General features: G+C 50.5%; 11 protein-coding genes. 2 read left to right on the top strand and 9 right to left on the bottom strand.

All coding sequences use genetic code 11. The features are described from left to right. The first annotated feature begins 108 nt into the window (after window positions 1–108). Window positions 109–741 (top strand): cyclase family protein, encoded by a 633-nt coding sequence (locus tag DPF_RS09125; RefSeq protein ID WP_069859277.1) that lies wholly within the window; start codon window positions 109–111, stop codon window positions 739–741. Between the two features lie 80 nt (window positions 742–821). Here DPF_RS09125 and DPF_RS09120 read toward each other — a convergent pair whose 3' ends face one another. Further along, on the bottom strand, window positions 822–1,304 hold the full coding sequence (locus DPF_RS09120; protein ID WP_083254599.1) for a phosphatidylglycerophosphatase A family protein: 483 nt from the start codon (window positions 1,302–1,304) through the stop codon (window positions 822–824). Window positions 1,305–1,411: 107 nt separating this feature from the next. On the opposite strand from DPF_RS09120, the gene DPF_RS09115 reads away from it, so the two are divergent. Next, window positions 1,412–1,711 carry a hypothetical protein gene (locus DPF_RS09115; RefSeq protein ID WP_141721102.1) on the top strand — a complete coding sequence of 100 codons (300 nt, stop codon included), beginning with the start codon at window positions 1,412–1,414 and terminating at the stop codon, window positions 1,709–1,711. Window positions 1,712–1,750: 39 nt separating this feature from the next. Here the strand turns inward: DPF_RS09115 and DPF_RS14085 are convergent, their stop codons facing one another. The 8 genes from DPF_RS14085 to DPF_RS09075 form a co-directional block, all read right to left on the bottom strand. Next, complete coding sequence (locus DPF_RS14085) at window positions 1,751–1,888, bottom strand: hypothetical protein (RefSeq protein WP_176724219.1); 138 nt, start codon at window positions 1,886–1,888, stop codon at window positions 1,751–1,753. After that, window positions 1,885–2,211, bottom strand: coding sequence for a Maf family protein (locus DPF_RS09110; RefSeq protein ID WP_069859274.1), 327 nt, complete (start codon window positions 2,209–2,211; stop codon window positions 1,885–1,887). Before DPF_RS09110 ends, DPF_RS14085 begins: the two co-directional genes overlap by 4 nt. A 2-nt stretch (window positions 2,212–2,213) precedes the next feature. Beyond that, entirely contained in the window at window positions 2,214–5,483 is a 3,270-nt protein-coding gene (locus tag DPF_RS09105; RefSeq protein ID WP_069859272.1) for a DEAD/DEAH box helicase family protein, read from the bottom strand. Then, window positions 5,470–5,676, bottom strand: coding sequence for a hypothetical protein (locus DPF_RS09100; RefSeq protein ID WP_069859269.1), 207 nt, complete (start codon window positions 5,674–5,676; stop codon window positions 5,470–5,472). Before DPF_RS09100 ends, DPF_RS09105 begins: the two co-directional genes overlap by 14 nt. Beyond that, window positions 5,666–6,769, bottom strand: a complete 1,104-nt coding sequence (locus tag DPF_RS09095) for a Fic family protein (RefSeq protein ID WP_069859268.1) — start codon at window positions 6,767–6,769, stop codon at window positions 5,666–5,668. The genes DPF_RS09100 and DPF_RS09095 overlap by 11 nt, the downstream gene beginning before the upstream one ends. Next, window positions 6,766–10,098, bottom strand: a complete 3,333-nt coding sequence (locus tag DPF_RS09090; protein WP_069859266.1) for a DNA methyltransferase — start codon at window positions 10,096–10,098, stop codon at window positions 6,766–6,768. The genes DPF_RS09095 and DPF_RS09090 overlap by 4 nt, the downstream gene beginning before the upstream one ends. A 17-nt stretch (window positions 10,099–10,115) precedes the next feature. Next, window positions 10,116–12,998 carry an SNF2-related protein gene (locus DPF_RS09085; RefSeq protein ID WP_069859264.1) on the bottom strand — a complete coding sequence of 961 codons (2,883 nt, stop codon included), beginning with the start codon at window positions 12,996–12,998 and terminating at the stop codon, window positions 10,116–10,118. A gap of 765 nt (window positions 12,999–13,763) precedes the next feature. Beyond that, window positions 13,764–14,399, bottom strand: coding sequence for a Maf family protein (locus DPF_RS09075; protein ID WP_369689589.1), 636 nt, complete (start codon window positions 14,397–14,399; stop codon window positions 13,764–13,766). Between the last annotated feature and the right edge of the window lie 37 nt (window positions 14,400–14,436).

Raw genomic sequence — 14,436 nt, 5'->3', positions numbered from 1 at the left:
CCCTCTACCTTATTTCCGCAATGAGTTGGGAGTAAAAAAACGCGGGGCCGATATTGTTTTCAGGAACGGTCCCGCGTTTTTTATGCAAATGACAATAAGGATAGAACGATGCACGTCATTGATTTAACCCATGAAATTCATTCCGGAATGCCTGTTTTCCCCGGAACACCCCCGGTCCGTATCCATACGGCCAATACCCTTGATGAACACGGGTTTGAAGAACGGCTTGTGTCCATGAGCACGCATACGGGAACCCACATGGACAATCCTTCGCATGTTCTGCGTGGTCAGGGTGGTCTGGACACTGTGTCTCCTGAGCGGTTCATGGGACCGGCATGCCTTTTGGACGCACGGGGAAAAACAGAAATTACCGAGAATGATCTTGTTCCCCTGGAAGCATCCCTTGAACGGGCTGATTTTCTGATTCTTCGGACAGGCTGGCAGGAGAAGTGGGGAACGCCAGCCTATTTTTCGGGCTTTCCCGTTTTGACCCGCAAGGCGGCCCGGTATCTTGCGGGCTTTGGTCTCAAGGGGGTGGGGGTGGATGCCATCTCCATGGATCGCATGGAGGATGAAGAACTGCCCATCCACCGCATTTTACTTGGACACAATATCCTGATTATCGAAAATCTGACCAATGTGGGGGAATTGCCCCGGGAGGGATTTTACTTTACCGCCCTGCCCCTCAGGATTCGACACGGCGATGGTTCTCCTGTACGGGCCCTGGCTGTTATCAATTGATTCATCAGCCCATAAGGGCTTGGCAATGCAGTGCATTCTGCGGTTTGCTGCCCTGCATGCCAACGACACGGGCGAGGTTTTTATTGCAGCACAAACCAGACCAGCCACAGGCATGCACCTGCATACCCCCCTGCAAAAACATCGTCGAGCATGACCGACCATCCACCCGGGAGCCAGGTTTCCGAGGCCCGCACAGGCCAGGGCTTGGCAATGTCAAAGATGCGAAAGAGAACAAAGCCGATGGCCAAGAGCAGCGGCGAGAGCCAGGGGAAAAAAAGATAGCAGACCCAGAGGCCCACAAGTTCGTCAATGACCACGCACCCCGGGTCCTTTTGTCCCATGATGACTTCCACCCGGGCCGCGGCCAGACTTCCCAGAACAAAGACCACTGCGAGCATCATGATTCGGTAGGGCAGGGGAAGCGGCAGAAAGGCAAAGGGTGCCAGCAGCATGGCCGCCAGTGATCCCCATGTGCCCGGCGCCTTGGGGCCGCGTCCGGCTATCCACAGGGTGGCGATGTTCATGAGAAGGGTGTCGGTCATGGAAAGATGTCTGGTAGTCATGGGGTGTTCCTGGTTTCAGAAGATGCGCATATTTTTTTGTGCACCCTGTTTCATGAGTCAAAGGGACCAGTAGTATGACAACAGGTACAACATACAGAGGATGAACAATGGATGGAAGAAAAAAATTACGTTTGATTTGGTCGGCCTATTGCTGCTGGGGTACAGCGATTATGGTTTTTTTGTACCAGCTGACCATCATGGCCCTGACCAGTAAATGGACCATGCTCCATATCTGGGATCTGACCGATCCGACCCATCTTTTGTGGATCAGGGATATCTCTTCGCCCATGCTGCAGCATGTGGTGCTGAAGATCTTCTCCATGTCCCTGATCTCTTTTTTCGGCCTGATGGGTGTGGCCATGTATTCGGTGATCTGGCTGGGGGAGATGGTGTCGGGGAGACAGTAGGGTGCGGGCTTTGTCCTCATGATTCAAGGGCAGAGAAGATCATGCAGCTTGTGATGAAGAACCGTGACTGAAAGGATAGATGCTCATGGCCATCCCTGCCCTGACGACAAGGGCAAGGGTGCCAAGACTCGCGGTTGAGACAATGGAACAGACCATGCCGCGAGCCTTGGAGATCATGACTGGATTTTCGTTTCTGCCGGGATCACGGTTTTCCAGTCCAGCAGAATCTTCAGGATTTCTGTCAGGGGCAGTCCCACCACATTGGTGTAGGATCCCCTTATGTCGCTGACCAGGAAACCGCCCACCCCTTGAATGGCATAGCTGCCTGCCTTGTCCATGGGCTCGCCCGTGGCAATGTAGGCCTCAAGGATAGTCCGGTCCTGGGGCGGCATGTTGACCCGGGTGGAGACGCTTGTGCGTTCGCAGCGGTTGGCTGCCTTGTGCATGATGCAGCACCCCGTGATGACCTCGTGGGTGGTACCGCAAAGGTTGCTGAGCATGTTTATGCCATCATTCCCCTCAGCCGAGCAAAAAGTTTGTCGATGTATCTGTCTTGGTCATCGGTCATGAACAGTACGTGCATCTCCTCGAGTTCGTCTTGGGTTTTGTCCCATTGCAGTTGCGGGTACCGTGTCCAGGAAAGAATGAAACTGTTCAGGATCACGTTTGGATCATTCAGACGTTGTTCGATATTCTTGACTCGCTCGTGGAACAGAACCTTCTCGCTGCCCGGGCCTTCGTGCAAAAGGCCGTGCGGCTCGATAAAAGTAACGTACTGCTTACCCTCCACCAACATCCACAAAATGAAATCGGGGTGAAAGTTACCCGCCTCGAAAAATCCAACGCCTTTGCCCCGGCTCATATTCCTGAGCAGGAAGAGTTCCATTCCTTCTTTTTCCAAATCGGCTTTTCGGGTGTCGCACCAGGTTTTCAGATCAGTGACGAACTGATATTCGCTTTCGTTCAGGGCGACCGGAAGAATCGTAATTTTTCCTCCGCGCCGGACGTGAAAGAGTGGCTGGAACAGATGTCTGCCGAAATTGCAGGCGTTTAGATCACCAACCTTTAGTAGCTCATTTTTTTTCAGTTCCAGGTCTTTCTTGATCTGTTGAATTCCCTGAATGACCTGTTCTTCATCGCCATCCACAATGAGCTGATAACATTCCTCTTGCGGAATATTGTCATCATTGAACGTGAGCTCACGAAGTTCCAGTCGCGGTTCGATGTATTCGCGCTTGCGGTAGTTGTAGTAGTGGTCACAGTAGCGCTTCAACAGCTCGGATGCCACTTGCTGCAGCAATAGCACCCCGTCAAAAGTAGTCGGGTTCAGGCGGGTTTCGGGAAGGTAAAGGGTGTACCAGACGGGATTTTCCAACAGTTGTTTAATGCCTTCCTTGGTGATGTTAAAGTTGTACCAGCTTCGTTCGCGTTTAAACTGCTCCAGCTCAAAATAAAGTGCATCATAATCCAGTAGAGCCAGATGCTGCTGGCGCAAGATCACCTTGTCTTTGCGGGTTGCCAGTGCGGTACCGCGGGAGCGCATGGCGGCGATACGCGGATACCAGTCGGCCACCACCGTGTTATGCGTCATGTACTCCGGGATATCTCCGACCGCGGGCACTGCAGCATCTTTCTTGAAGTCGTATTCCTTGCCGTTCGAGGCTTTCCGTTTAGGGCGTAGGATTTTAAGCTTTTTACCGAAATCATAGGTGACGTTGAGCGGAATGGTAATGATTTTGCGACGTTCATTGCCCGGAAGCCCTTCCTCTTTGAGAAACTCACGGAATTTTTCCATAAAGTCGGCTTCGATGCCGAATACATTGAGGGTTTCGATTTCCTCGATGAAAGTCGGGCGGACCGGAGCATGGGAATGGCCACTGCGTTTAAGACTCCATTCATAGCCTTTCAAGCGTACACCGCGGCCGAAAAGCTGAATGATCTGCGAGCCTTCCGAGCGGCCGACATGCATCAGGCCCATGGTGCTGACGCGCCAGCAGTCCCAGCCTTCCACAAATTTTTTGGAGCCGATCAGCAGGTTGACTGGGGATGCGGAATCCCTCACCGAGGCAAACAACGCTTCCGTAAAGTTGCTATCTTCCACGGTCAGTATTGTGCCGTTCTGTTCCGCCACCTCGACTACATGGTCGCATAGGCTTTTGGCATCCCCGACGTTAATCAGGCCGAAGGGCGTTTCACTTGTGCCTGCACGCAAGGCCACTTCTCCCGATTCGCCCTTGATACGCTCCAGTGACAAATGGCCGCCCGCCGCATGATTGAAAAGTCTGGTGAGAATGTCCTGGTAAATGGTCTCTGCTGTTTCGCCGCCGTTCATCGCACGGCCCAGATAGGTAAAGGCTCCGGCAAAGATGTCGTTTCCTTCTTTGTCCAGCAGGCCGGTATCTTGTCCCTTGCCGGTGAGGATTTCCTGGATACGCCGCGTCGCCGCCTGGCTGTTGTCAAGGAAGTCGGCGATAAATTGGATAATCTGCGCTACATCTGTCGCGACCCGTTGTTCATCTTTTTTAAGCTTCCCGGAAGAAACGGTGCTGCCGACAAAGACCCAGAGCGGTTTTTCCAGATTGAACGGCTCGAACTCTTTTGTTTTCTCCTCGTAAATGCGGAGCTGCTGATAGAACTTCAGCAGGCAGGCCGTCATATATACCGCTCGGATCTCAGAGAACGATTCCGGCAGATTCAGAATTTGATAATCCTTGCCGAAACCGTCCTCATAGAACCACCGGTAGGAGTAATCAAAAATAACGGTTTTGGCATAACTGTTTTCAAAATCGGAGTTTTTTGACGCCTGAACCGCCTGTTCAAAGGTCGCCGAATATTCAAAGGTAAACCCCTTGGCGCAGAGATCAGATCGTCGGGTAAACCAGGCACCTTCGTCCTTGCCGCTCATACCGCGATGACCTTCATCTACCAGCAGCAGGTTCTGATCGCCCAGGCTCCGTGTTGCAATGGTGTTTGGTCCTTGCTGGTCGGCCAGTTTGGTAATTTCCAGCACGTCCACGCGATTAAGGCCTTGGGCAAGGCCAAAGAAACTGCCTCGGGATTGTAGATAACTGCCTGCCTCGATACCACTGTCTTGGAATTCGGCGATGTGTTGTTCGGACAAATTTTCGTTGGGCGTCAGCAGGATGACCCGGGAAAGTTCTTTTTCTTTCCTATGCTTTGCGGCGTAGTGACGGAATTGCAGTAGGTTGATATGCATCAGCAGCGTCTTACCGCTACCTGTTGCGTTTTGCATACAGATTTTGTTCAGGTCATCATCGGTGTATGGTGGTACATCGGCGTAATCTGACCATTGGTAATTAAAACGTTTCACGAAGGTGTTAAGCTCGTTGAGCAGACTTTCGCGGTTACCGAAAAAGCGATCCAGATAGATTTCGACAAAGAGCAGGCTAAGCCACTGGTAATATTTCCACACTATCGGCCGGTTGCGTTTTTTATTGATAGCCTGCGTGTGGCGCACGATGTTTTCTTCGTAAACAAGAATCTGCTCTTTGCTGAGCGCACATCTGTTGGTCCAGAACGGTTTGCTGTCCACCAACGCATGATAGAAATGGTGCAGATTATCGTGGTCCAGCCCTTCCAACCGGGGATCTTTGATGGGATCTGCCAACAAATGGAACGGTCGGACCTTTCGACCGCGCAGGGTATGCTCCGCCAACGGATCAATACCGAACAGACTCTCCAGCCACTGATTGAGCAGCAGTTTGTTGCGGAAGGCATGCTGCTTTGGGCCTCTTGGTTTACGCTTGGCCATTTGTGCCTCGTTGATTTTGGGCCGTATAAAGAGCATCTCCGCCTGTTCGAGTACCGTTATTGATCACTTCCCATCCACCAAGCAGGTTGTGGATATTCTGCAAGCCATAAATGTCTTTATGGCTACTAAAATTAAAAACAATAGCCACAATAGGATTTGGGGCTATCCGGATAGCGGCAAGACTAAAAGACATGTTTCCCCTCCGCGATATTGAGCAATTGGCCAAAGGCGAGAACAGCCGGGGTTCGCCCCCGGGCAGGACGAATTTCAGTCAAAATGCCTGCTTTCTTCAGTTTGGGAATAAATGACTTCACCGATGCAACAGGAATATCTGCATGCTTGACCAAATGGGAGCTGTCAAAAATCGGGCGATCAAAAATGGCATCCAGCAGATGAACGGTATATTGAGAATGGGTGATCTCATGAATCTGCTTCTTCATGTCATCGTACAACCCCATAATGGCTTTCACCTTGGCGCTGTTATTTTTAGCCTGTTCCGTGATGGCCTGCAGAAAAAAAGCAATCCAGCTGTTCCAATCACCGTCCCGTGAAATGGCCTGCAGGCGTGAATAATATTCTTCCCGGTGGGCTTCCAGGTAAGCACTCAAGTAGAACATGGGCTGAGAAATCTTTTTTTTCTGATAGAGAAATAGAGGGATCAGAATTCGACCGATGCGACCGTTTCCATCCTTGAACGGGTGCAGGAGTTCAAACTGGGCATGCATCACCGCCGTTTGCAACAGAATATCGATATCATCATCGGCCAGATAAGCCTGCCAGGCATCGAGGTGATCCTGAAGCTGCAAAGGGCTTGGCGGCACAAAAGAAGCCTGTTCCATGGTGCAGCCATAACGGCCGATCCAGTTTTGTTCTGTACGTATTTCGCCCGGGGTTTTGTCCTGACCGCGCACACTGCTAAGCAGAATTTTGTGCAGCTCCCGCACAAATGCCAGGGTAATAGGACGCTCTTTCAGATACTGATGCGAGGCGCGCAGGGCTTCGCGGTAATTGATAATCTCCTGAATATCCTTGGCCTTTTCGCCGTCTTTAAGAAGGCCGGCCTCCTGCTCCAATACATCGTCAACAGTCGCCTGGGTTCCTTCAATTTTTGAAGAAAGCACGGCTTCCTCGTTGGTCAACGGCGAGAGCATAATCGCGGGATTTACGATGCCCTGCAGCAGGCCGTCGTAACGGGCCAGTTCCGCATTGGCATCCCCAACCAGGGCCAATAACCGTTTATAGTCCAGGCCATCGAGAGGCAGCTTGTCGGGTTGATATGGCTTCACCCTTCCACCTCCCACATCCGCTTCATGAACGCTTCTTCAATCAGCCGTACTTTCCAGTGTTCATCGTCCTGCTTCAGGTTGGGCAGATTGTTGCTGCCATTAACGTAGATGGTGTCGAATTCGAAATCACGGGTGCTGATGCGGTTTTTCCGGAACCACTCGTCCAGCATCAGGTTGTCCTGTTCGATGTTGCCGGTGAGCTTGCGCCAGACGATGAGCACCTTTTCCCGCTGGCCGTTATCGGGATGAGCCCGATCCGCAGGCACCCAGCCTTCGACCTTGCGGAACCACCATGGACCATTGTCATCCTGTTGGATGCGGCCATCCACCGCAAGCCTGGTGCGCTGGTCCTCAGGCAGTTCCGGGTCGGTAGTGCGCTTGAACTGTGCGGTGAAGGTCTGCGGCGCGCTGTAGTGTTCCACGCGCAGGCCGATCAGATAGTTGAAGGTTTCGATCAGATCTATCGTCCGGGTCACATACTCGTCCGTGCCCGGCTTTTTCACCTTCAGGGTGTAGGCGGTCGGGTCGGTAAAGGCATCAATATTCAAAATCGACTGACTGCCCCGGGTCTCCACATCCAGCAGATAACGGAGCATGTAGTCTTCCTTAAGGGAAGCATTCTTCAACAGCGGGCTTTTGCTCGGCTCATCATTAAAGCGCAGATTGTTCAGCGTGTCTTCGTAGGATTCCAGACACAGGTATTTGAAACAGTGGGAAATGCCGGTATCGCGGGCCGTGGGTTTGCCGTCTTTCCAGTCTTTGGAATACACCACCTTGGCGATACGGGGCTTGAGCACCGTATCGAAATAATCGCTCATCTCCACGAGGATGTATTTGCGCTTGCCGCCGTCTCCCCGGTTGAGGTTGATGACGGCGTGACCAGATGTCCCCGAACCAGCATAATAATCCATCCAAACACCCTCATTATGCCTAGACGCCGCAAAGAGAAGGGTAATTAGCTTTGATGGTTTTGGGTACGAAACGACATATTGCTCACCTAGGATTTGATGCAATTCGTCATTCGCATCTTCGTTGGATCCCCAACCATACTTGTTAAGGTTCTCAACATCGAAAGCACGAAAGTCAGTCTCGCCTTCATCGCCAACTCTCGGCAGAATATCCCGCATTCTTTTGAAACGAGGCTCATTTACGACGCGGCGGAAATACAAATCCTGAGTAATATAAAGCGATTTATCCGCCGCATACTTGTCAAGCGAATCCTGCCCATAAATCCAATTGCTATCAACTTCGACATCTTGCGCGAGAATACCATTCTCGATGACCAAGTCCGAAAGAAGAATTAACTCCATATTTCCGGAACTAATTCGGGTTCCAGCCGCAACCCGGCAATTTTTTTCCCTATATTTACTGGAGATACCAGCTTTAATCGTCCTGACACCCCTAGCGTTCGTCGTTTTGATTACTGGATAAGTTTCAGACTTGCGAGCGACCTCACCAATAAGTCCCCGAAAAGCGGCATCAGACTTTGAAACACAAAGAACATAATCCTTCATCCTCACAATTTTCCCATTTAAAAAACTCCCTTTTTTCTTTTTCTCCCAAATTAAATTTGCGAAGAAATTCCTTTTTCCGTATTGTTGCCGGATAAGAGTAGATAGGTGTTCCTGTTCTTCATCGCCGATACTCGCAAATAAAACACCATCATTACTTATAAGGCGTATTCCAGAATTTATCCTGTCGCTGATCATGGTTAGCCATGACGAAGACTGATAATTATCTTTATAAACAAAACCGTCGTCCCCGGTATTGTACGGTGGGTCAATAAAGATATTTGAAATGTTTTGTGAAACAGTGTCGGCAATTAAATTCAACGCCTGGAAATTTTCCGAATGAATCAACAATCCATCGCACTGCTCATCAAAGTTCTCAATCAACGCCACCAGCTGCGCCTTGAAGCTGTCATTAAAAAAGCGGGTATCCAGCACCAGCTTGTTGTTGGCTTTGAGGAAATCGACCGTTAAAGGCAGTGAGAATCCCGGGCTGTGCAGATCGGCCTGAATCTCGTCGATGGAAAAGAGCTTGATCCATTCTTCAATCTGTGCCTCATTGGTCGCAATCTCCGGATACAGTTCCTCTGGCACCCGATCCAGCGTGATGCAGTAGTTTGTCTCGACCACAAACTTCTTCTTGAGCCAGAGCTTTTTCTGAAAATCCTCCAGCTGGGCGAGAAAGTCGATCAGCTTGGTGGCAATCTTGCGCAGCACTTTAATCTTGGCCAGATAGCTTTCCACCGCCGGGGCGTTGGCGTTTTCAATATCATCGAGGCGCATGACCTCATTCTTGATGTAGAAGTCCAGCTCCCGGCGCAGGAAACCGCCCAAGTCCTTATGGATGAAATAGTCCATAGTGTTGCGGGCGGTGTACTGGTTGACGTATTTGGCCAGCAGTGGGCGTTTTTTGTCTTTCTCCGTCGGGGCCGCAATCTGGAGCAGGCGCTGGTAGTCCGCAGCCTCCGGCATGCCCTCAAGGTGATTCAGAATTACCTCCACCGCCTCGGCATTGCGCTTGTCGCGCCAGCTTTTTTCCTGACCGGTTTTTTCCGGATCAGGCCGGTATTCAAAATTGCAGATCAGCTCACCGGTTTTTGTGAATTCCACTGGATTTTTTTTGTGGATAATAAAGAAACGCTTGCTCTGATCGCTGGCCTTGACGTTACCGTGTTCGCCTTCAGTGGCGTCCACGATTCTGAAATGCACTGGAAGCGGCTTCTTTTGCGTTCCGAAATCAAGCGCCCCTGTTTTGGCCTGAACTTCCCTGGCCTGTTGCAGATCAAACGTAAAGTTGGAGAAGTACTCGGCACTTTTGATGTAATACTGGTCCATGTTGGCCCAGATAAGTTTTACTTCTTCGCCGTTATAGGGCACGGCATAAGGTGCGGCCTTGCCGGATGTTTCCCGAGTGTAATAGCGGCGGGAGATAAAGTCCCCGTCGTCATAGTAGCGCTCAAAAAAACGATACAGGTGGTCATACACATCGGCTTCAGCGCTGGCCGTATTTTTGGCCGTTTCGAAGGCTGCTAAAGCTTCCTTGACCTTGGGGGAATTTTCGGGATTGGCAACACCGTATTCTTTTGCTGCTTTGATTTCTTCATCTATCTTTGCCTGTAGATCAGCCTTTCGGGCTTCATCCACCTCACCAAAGGCATCCTTCACGATTTTCAACAGGTCTGTGCTGATGAAATCCTGAACTTCCTGTGCCTTGGCGTGCATGATGCGGTAAAAGCCGAAATCGAGATCCGGCTGATCGAGTTGAAACAGCTCGGAAAGTTTTTTCAAAAGGCGGCTGCGAAGTTGTTCGACAGATGGCATGGTTATCTCCTGCTTCCTTAAATCACGCTCCACCGAATAGTGAACACTGGCGTGACTTTTGTTTTCTGTTGCATACGTTTTTCGAGCGATTCAACGAGGCGATCACGTTTTTCAGCGATCTCATCCTCGATGTCAAAGATTTGCTCGCGTAAGGTGCGTTTTTTCCGCTCGAGTTGAGCAATTTCTGCTTGTAAACTGTACTGCTCCTCGATGGTCGGGGCTTGGCGGCTGCGCCGTTGCAGGTCGCGAATTTGTCGTTTGGTGTCGTCCAATTTTTTTTGGGCCGCCATTTCCATGTCTTCAGCCCATTTGTCGAGCTGGTCACGCGCCTCAGAAAAGTGGCGATTGTTTTCTTCAAGATTTTTAGCCAAGGTTGCTTGGGCGTGGCGCTTCTGGTTCGCTTTGAGGTTTTCCAGAACAGAACTTGGAATTTCGGTAATGGCACGTACCTGACCGCTACAATGAAAAAGTTTCTCACACGTCTCCTGATCGAGGGGGGTGCCAGTATCGTCCATTCCAGAAAAAAGCAGATATTCCTCGGCATCGAATGAATTGATGAGCAGGTGTTGGAGGCTGAGCCATCCAGATCGTCCTTTGAGGCGTTCCACCACGGCGATACGAGTTGAGTGGTTCGAAATATCAAAGAGTACTTCTGCAGGAGGGCACGCCAAGTTTGCAGCTTTGTGGATGACGTACTCTCCCAATGGATGGCTTAGACGGTATAGATATTCACCAGGCACGTTTTCATGGGTTTTGGAGATGAGATGATAACGCCCTTGTGATACCTGTTGAATCGGGCTGTTTTGAAGAATGAAGGAGAAGTTCTGATCATCAAACTTGGCATGATGATGCAATACGTGCGTTGTCACAGCCCAGAATAGACGGCCGATGCGGTCTAGCCGTTCATGGGTTCCTGCCAGATTCACTTTCAACCGTTCGTGTACGTCCTCGTCAAAGTGTTCCAGGAGTATTTTCCTGGTGTCACGCATTTTGGTTTGAATCTGTTCATCCAGTTCGGTCTGCAATTTTTCAAAGGCGGCCCTGATCTCTTCTTCACTCCTGCATCCCTGGTAGATCTCCAGGATGCGACGTTCAAAATCTACCCCGGATTCGATGGAACCGAGCACATCATCACTGGCCCCGAAGATACCGGTAAACAAATTAAATTTTTGTTCCAGTAATTCGTGAACTCTCCGATCGGCTTCGTTTTTCTCGTTGAGAAAATTAATGACCACGACGTCATGTTTTTGGCCGTATCGGTGGCACCGGCCAATCCTCTGCTCGATACGCTGGGGGTTCCATGGTAAATCAAAATTGATAACAGCTGAACAGAATTGCAGGTTCAAGCCCTCAGCCCCAGCTTCTGTCGCGATCAAAATATTTGCTTGGTCCCGGAAACGATCAATGATGGCTGTTTTGATATCTATCTGGCGTGATCCCGTTGCGCGACCTGATTGCTTGTTGGCCGCAAGCCAGTCATGATAAATTTGGGTGGAAGCATCATCCTGGTTGCTCCCATTAAATGTCAGCACCTGTCCGGCATAGCCATTTTCTTCAAGGAAGTTTTGCAACCAGATTTGTGTCCGACGGGATTCGGTAAAAATGACCACTTTTTTGGCAGCACCCATTTCCTCCATGGCATTAAAGCCGATGTCCAAGGCTTTCAAAAGCGCTTTGGTTTTGGTGTCAATACCAAGATTTTTGGCCCAACGGATATAGTCGGTGAGCTCCTGGATCTCTGCGTTGAGTTTTTGCAAGTCAATCGTTTGAGCTTGCGGCGCTGGTATCGGGTTTTTATCCTTGGGGGACACATCTTCCTGGCCGTCGAGAATTTCATCAAGGAGATCATTGTCGATATCTTCGTCGGAAATCAATTTATCAAGGATGGTTGCGTCTTGTTTGGTCTTGTCTCGCAGTTTAAGCAGACGATCGCGCATGATTTCAAGTGTTCCGACAAGAGCGCGGGGCGAGGATGCAAGAACCTTCCGAACAAGAAGTATGAGCAAATGTTTTTGTCCCGATGGAAGTGCATACGTTTCCTCACGCATGAGATAGCTGGAAACAGCCTCATACAGCTTTTGTTCCTGAGTAGTAGGTTTAAAAGGTACTGTAATGGGCTTACGTTCAGTATAACGTACGAATTCAACGACATGGCGACGCAGGTTTCTCCAGCAAAAATTACGCAATCGATCTCGTAAATCCGGAAGATTTCCTCCATAGTTTACGTATTGAGTTCGGAATGAAGCCAGATCACCAAACAGTCTTTGGTCAATCAGTGTGGAGAGCCCGTACAGTTCCAACAGCGAGTTTTGCAATGGTGTCGCGGTCAGGAGTAATTTTTTCCGGCCTTCAGTGCCCCAACGTATGCGTTGTCCCAAATGATTGCTTGTCCGGTAGGCATTGCGGAGTTTGTGGGCTTCATCGATAATTATAAGGTCCCAGGCGATTTCTTTGATCTCTTCAGCTCGTCTGGCGGCAAAATGCATCGAGCAAATAATGATTTGTCTATTCCTAAACGGATTTGAAATATCAGATTTCTGCAGGTCATTATAGGTTTTAGCATCAAGTACAATGGAAGGAAGGTTAAATTTTTCGGACAATTCTTGCGCCCACTGCTTGCGTAGGGAGGCAGGACTAATGACCATGATGTTTCGTTTTCGTTCTGCCCAGTATTGGCACACGACCAGTCCAGCCTCGATGGTTTTTCCTAAACCGACTTCATCGGCCAGCAGCACCCCTTGGGATAATGGTGAGCGTAAGGCAAAAAGGGCAGCCTCAATCTGGTGTGGGTTTAGATCTACGCACGCATCAAATAATGCACGGTCAAGGCGGTCCGCGCCGGTTCCACCGATGCGACTCAATTCATGAGCATAATAATTTGCATGATAGTTCGTAATCATTTTTCTGGTTACACCTTATTGTGATGCGTAGCCTTGCCAGTCTCGATCCCGACATCAACCTGTGTTTTTCCCATTTTCAAAGACGACCCCTGAGGTACGTCGGCATTTCACTCTGCTTAATCCATTTATAAACGGTGTTATTGGTCCCCCAAGGTTTTTGCAGTTCTCTTATGGGCCGTGGAGGAAAAGGACAGAATACATCTGTTTGAAGAAAAACTTCATTCAAATATCCGAATCCGACATGACACGTCAAACATCCCTTTTGGATGGACAAATTAGCCTTGTTCTGGAGAACTTCATTGATTACGGTTTCCACCCCGCATGAGTCAGTCCAACGAATTGGATGAGCTTGTTTGTCTGGGATGCCAATTTCAGCCGCTGGATTCTTCTGTTGTGTCTGGTAGAGGAGACTCTGCCAGCAGGTGGATGAATGGTTTCCAGGCATCATGCGTTGGGCTTTTCATCTCGGGGGAGTGCACTCCTGGTTGTCGGATGGTGAACGCTTTTTGATAGGACTGCAGTGCTGGCAGTGACCTCAACCAAGCGTTCACAAGGAGCAGGTAGCAAGGGGGCAGAAGGAGCGGAATGCGTTCAGGCCGGTCTGTCTCCGATGTTGCGGAATTCTGTAGCTGGCCTGAAGCTACTCATAGAGGGGCTTGGTGCGGTGTATTGAAAGAACATTGAGGGATACAAAGGGGGGCCGCAGTTCGGTCTTTTGTGGAAAGACTTGGGTGCACAGCAATCAAAGATTTGCATTACTACAGATCATGACCGGATTTTCGTTCCCGCCGGGATCACTGCTTCCCAATCCAGCAGAATCTTCAGGATTTCTGTCAGGGGCAGTCCCACCACATTGGTGTAGGATCCCCTTATGTCGCTGACCAGAAAACCGCCCACCCCCTGGATGGCGTAGCTGCCTGCCTTGTCCATGGGCTCGCCCGTGGCGATGTAGGCCTCAATGATAGCCTGGTCCTGGGGAGGCATGTTGACCCGGGTGGAGACGCTTGTGCGCTCGCAGCGGTTGTCTGCCTTGTGCATGATGCAGCACCCCGTGATGACCTCGTGGGTGGTACCGCAAAGGCGGGTGAGCATGGCTAGAGCATCTTCCCGTGAACGGGGTTTGCCCAGGATGGTGGAACCCTGGATCACGATGGTGTCGGCGCCGATGACAATGGCCTCGGGACGCTTGTTGGCGATCTCCTGGGCCTTGAACACGGCCATGCGCTGGGCATAGGCGCACGGGGCTTCGTCTGCATCAGGAGCCGGTTCCTTGGTCCTGGCCGGAATGACCTCGAAATGGATGCCCAGGGAACTGAGCAGGGCCTGCCGCCTGGGGGATGCCGAGGCCAGGATGATGGGATGATTGATGCGGAAGGGACCGCGGGGTGTCATCTGGAACATGGGGGCTCTTGAAGAAGGATAAAGGATTGATAAGGAA

This window comes from Desulfoplanes formicivorans, assembly GCF_001748225.1.
GTDB lineage: Bacteria > Desulfobacterota > Desulfovibrionia > Desulfovibrionales > Desulfomicrobiaceae > Desulfoplanes > Desulfoplanes formicivorans.
The sequence above is the reverse complement of the archived record's forward strand: the minus strand, read 5'-3'. Positions and strand labels throughout refer to the sequence as shown.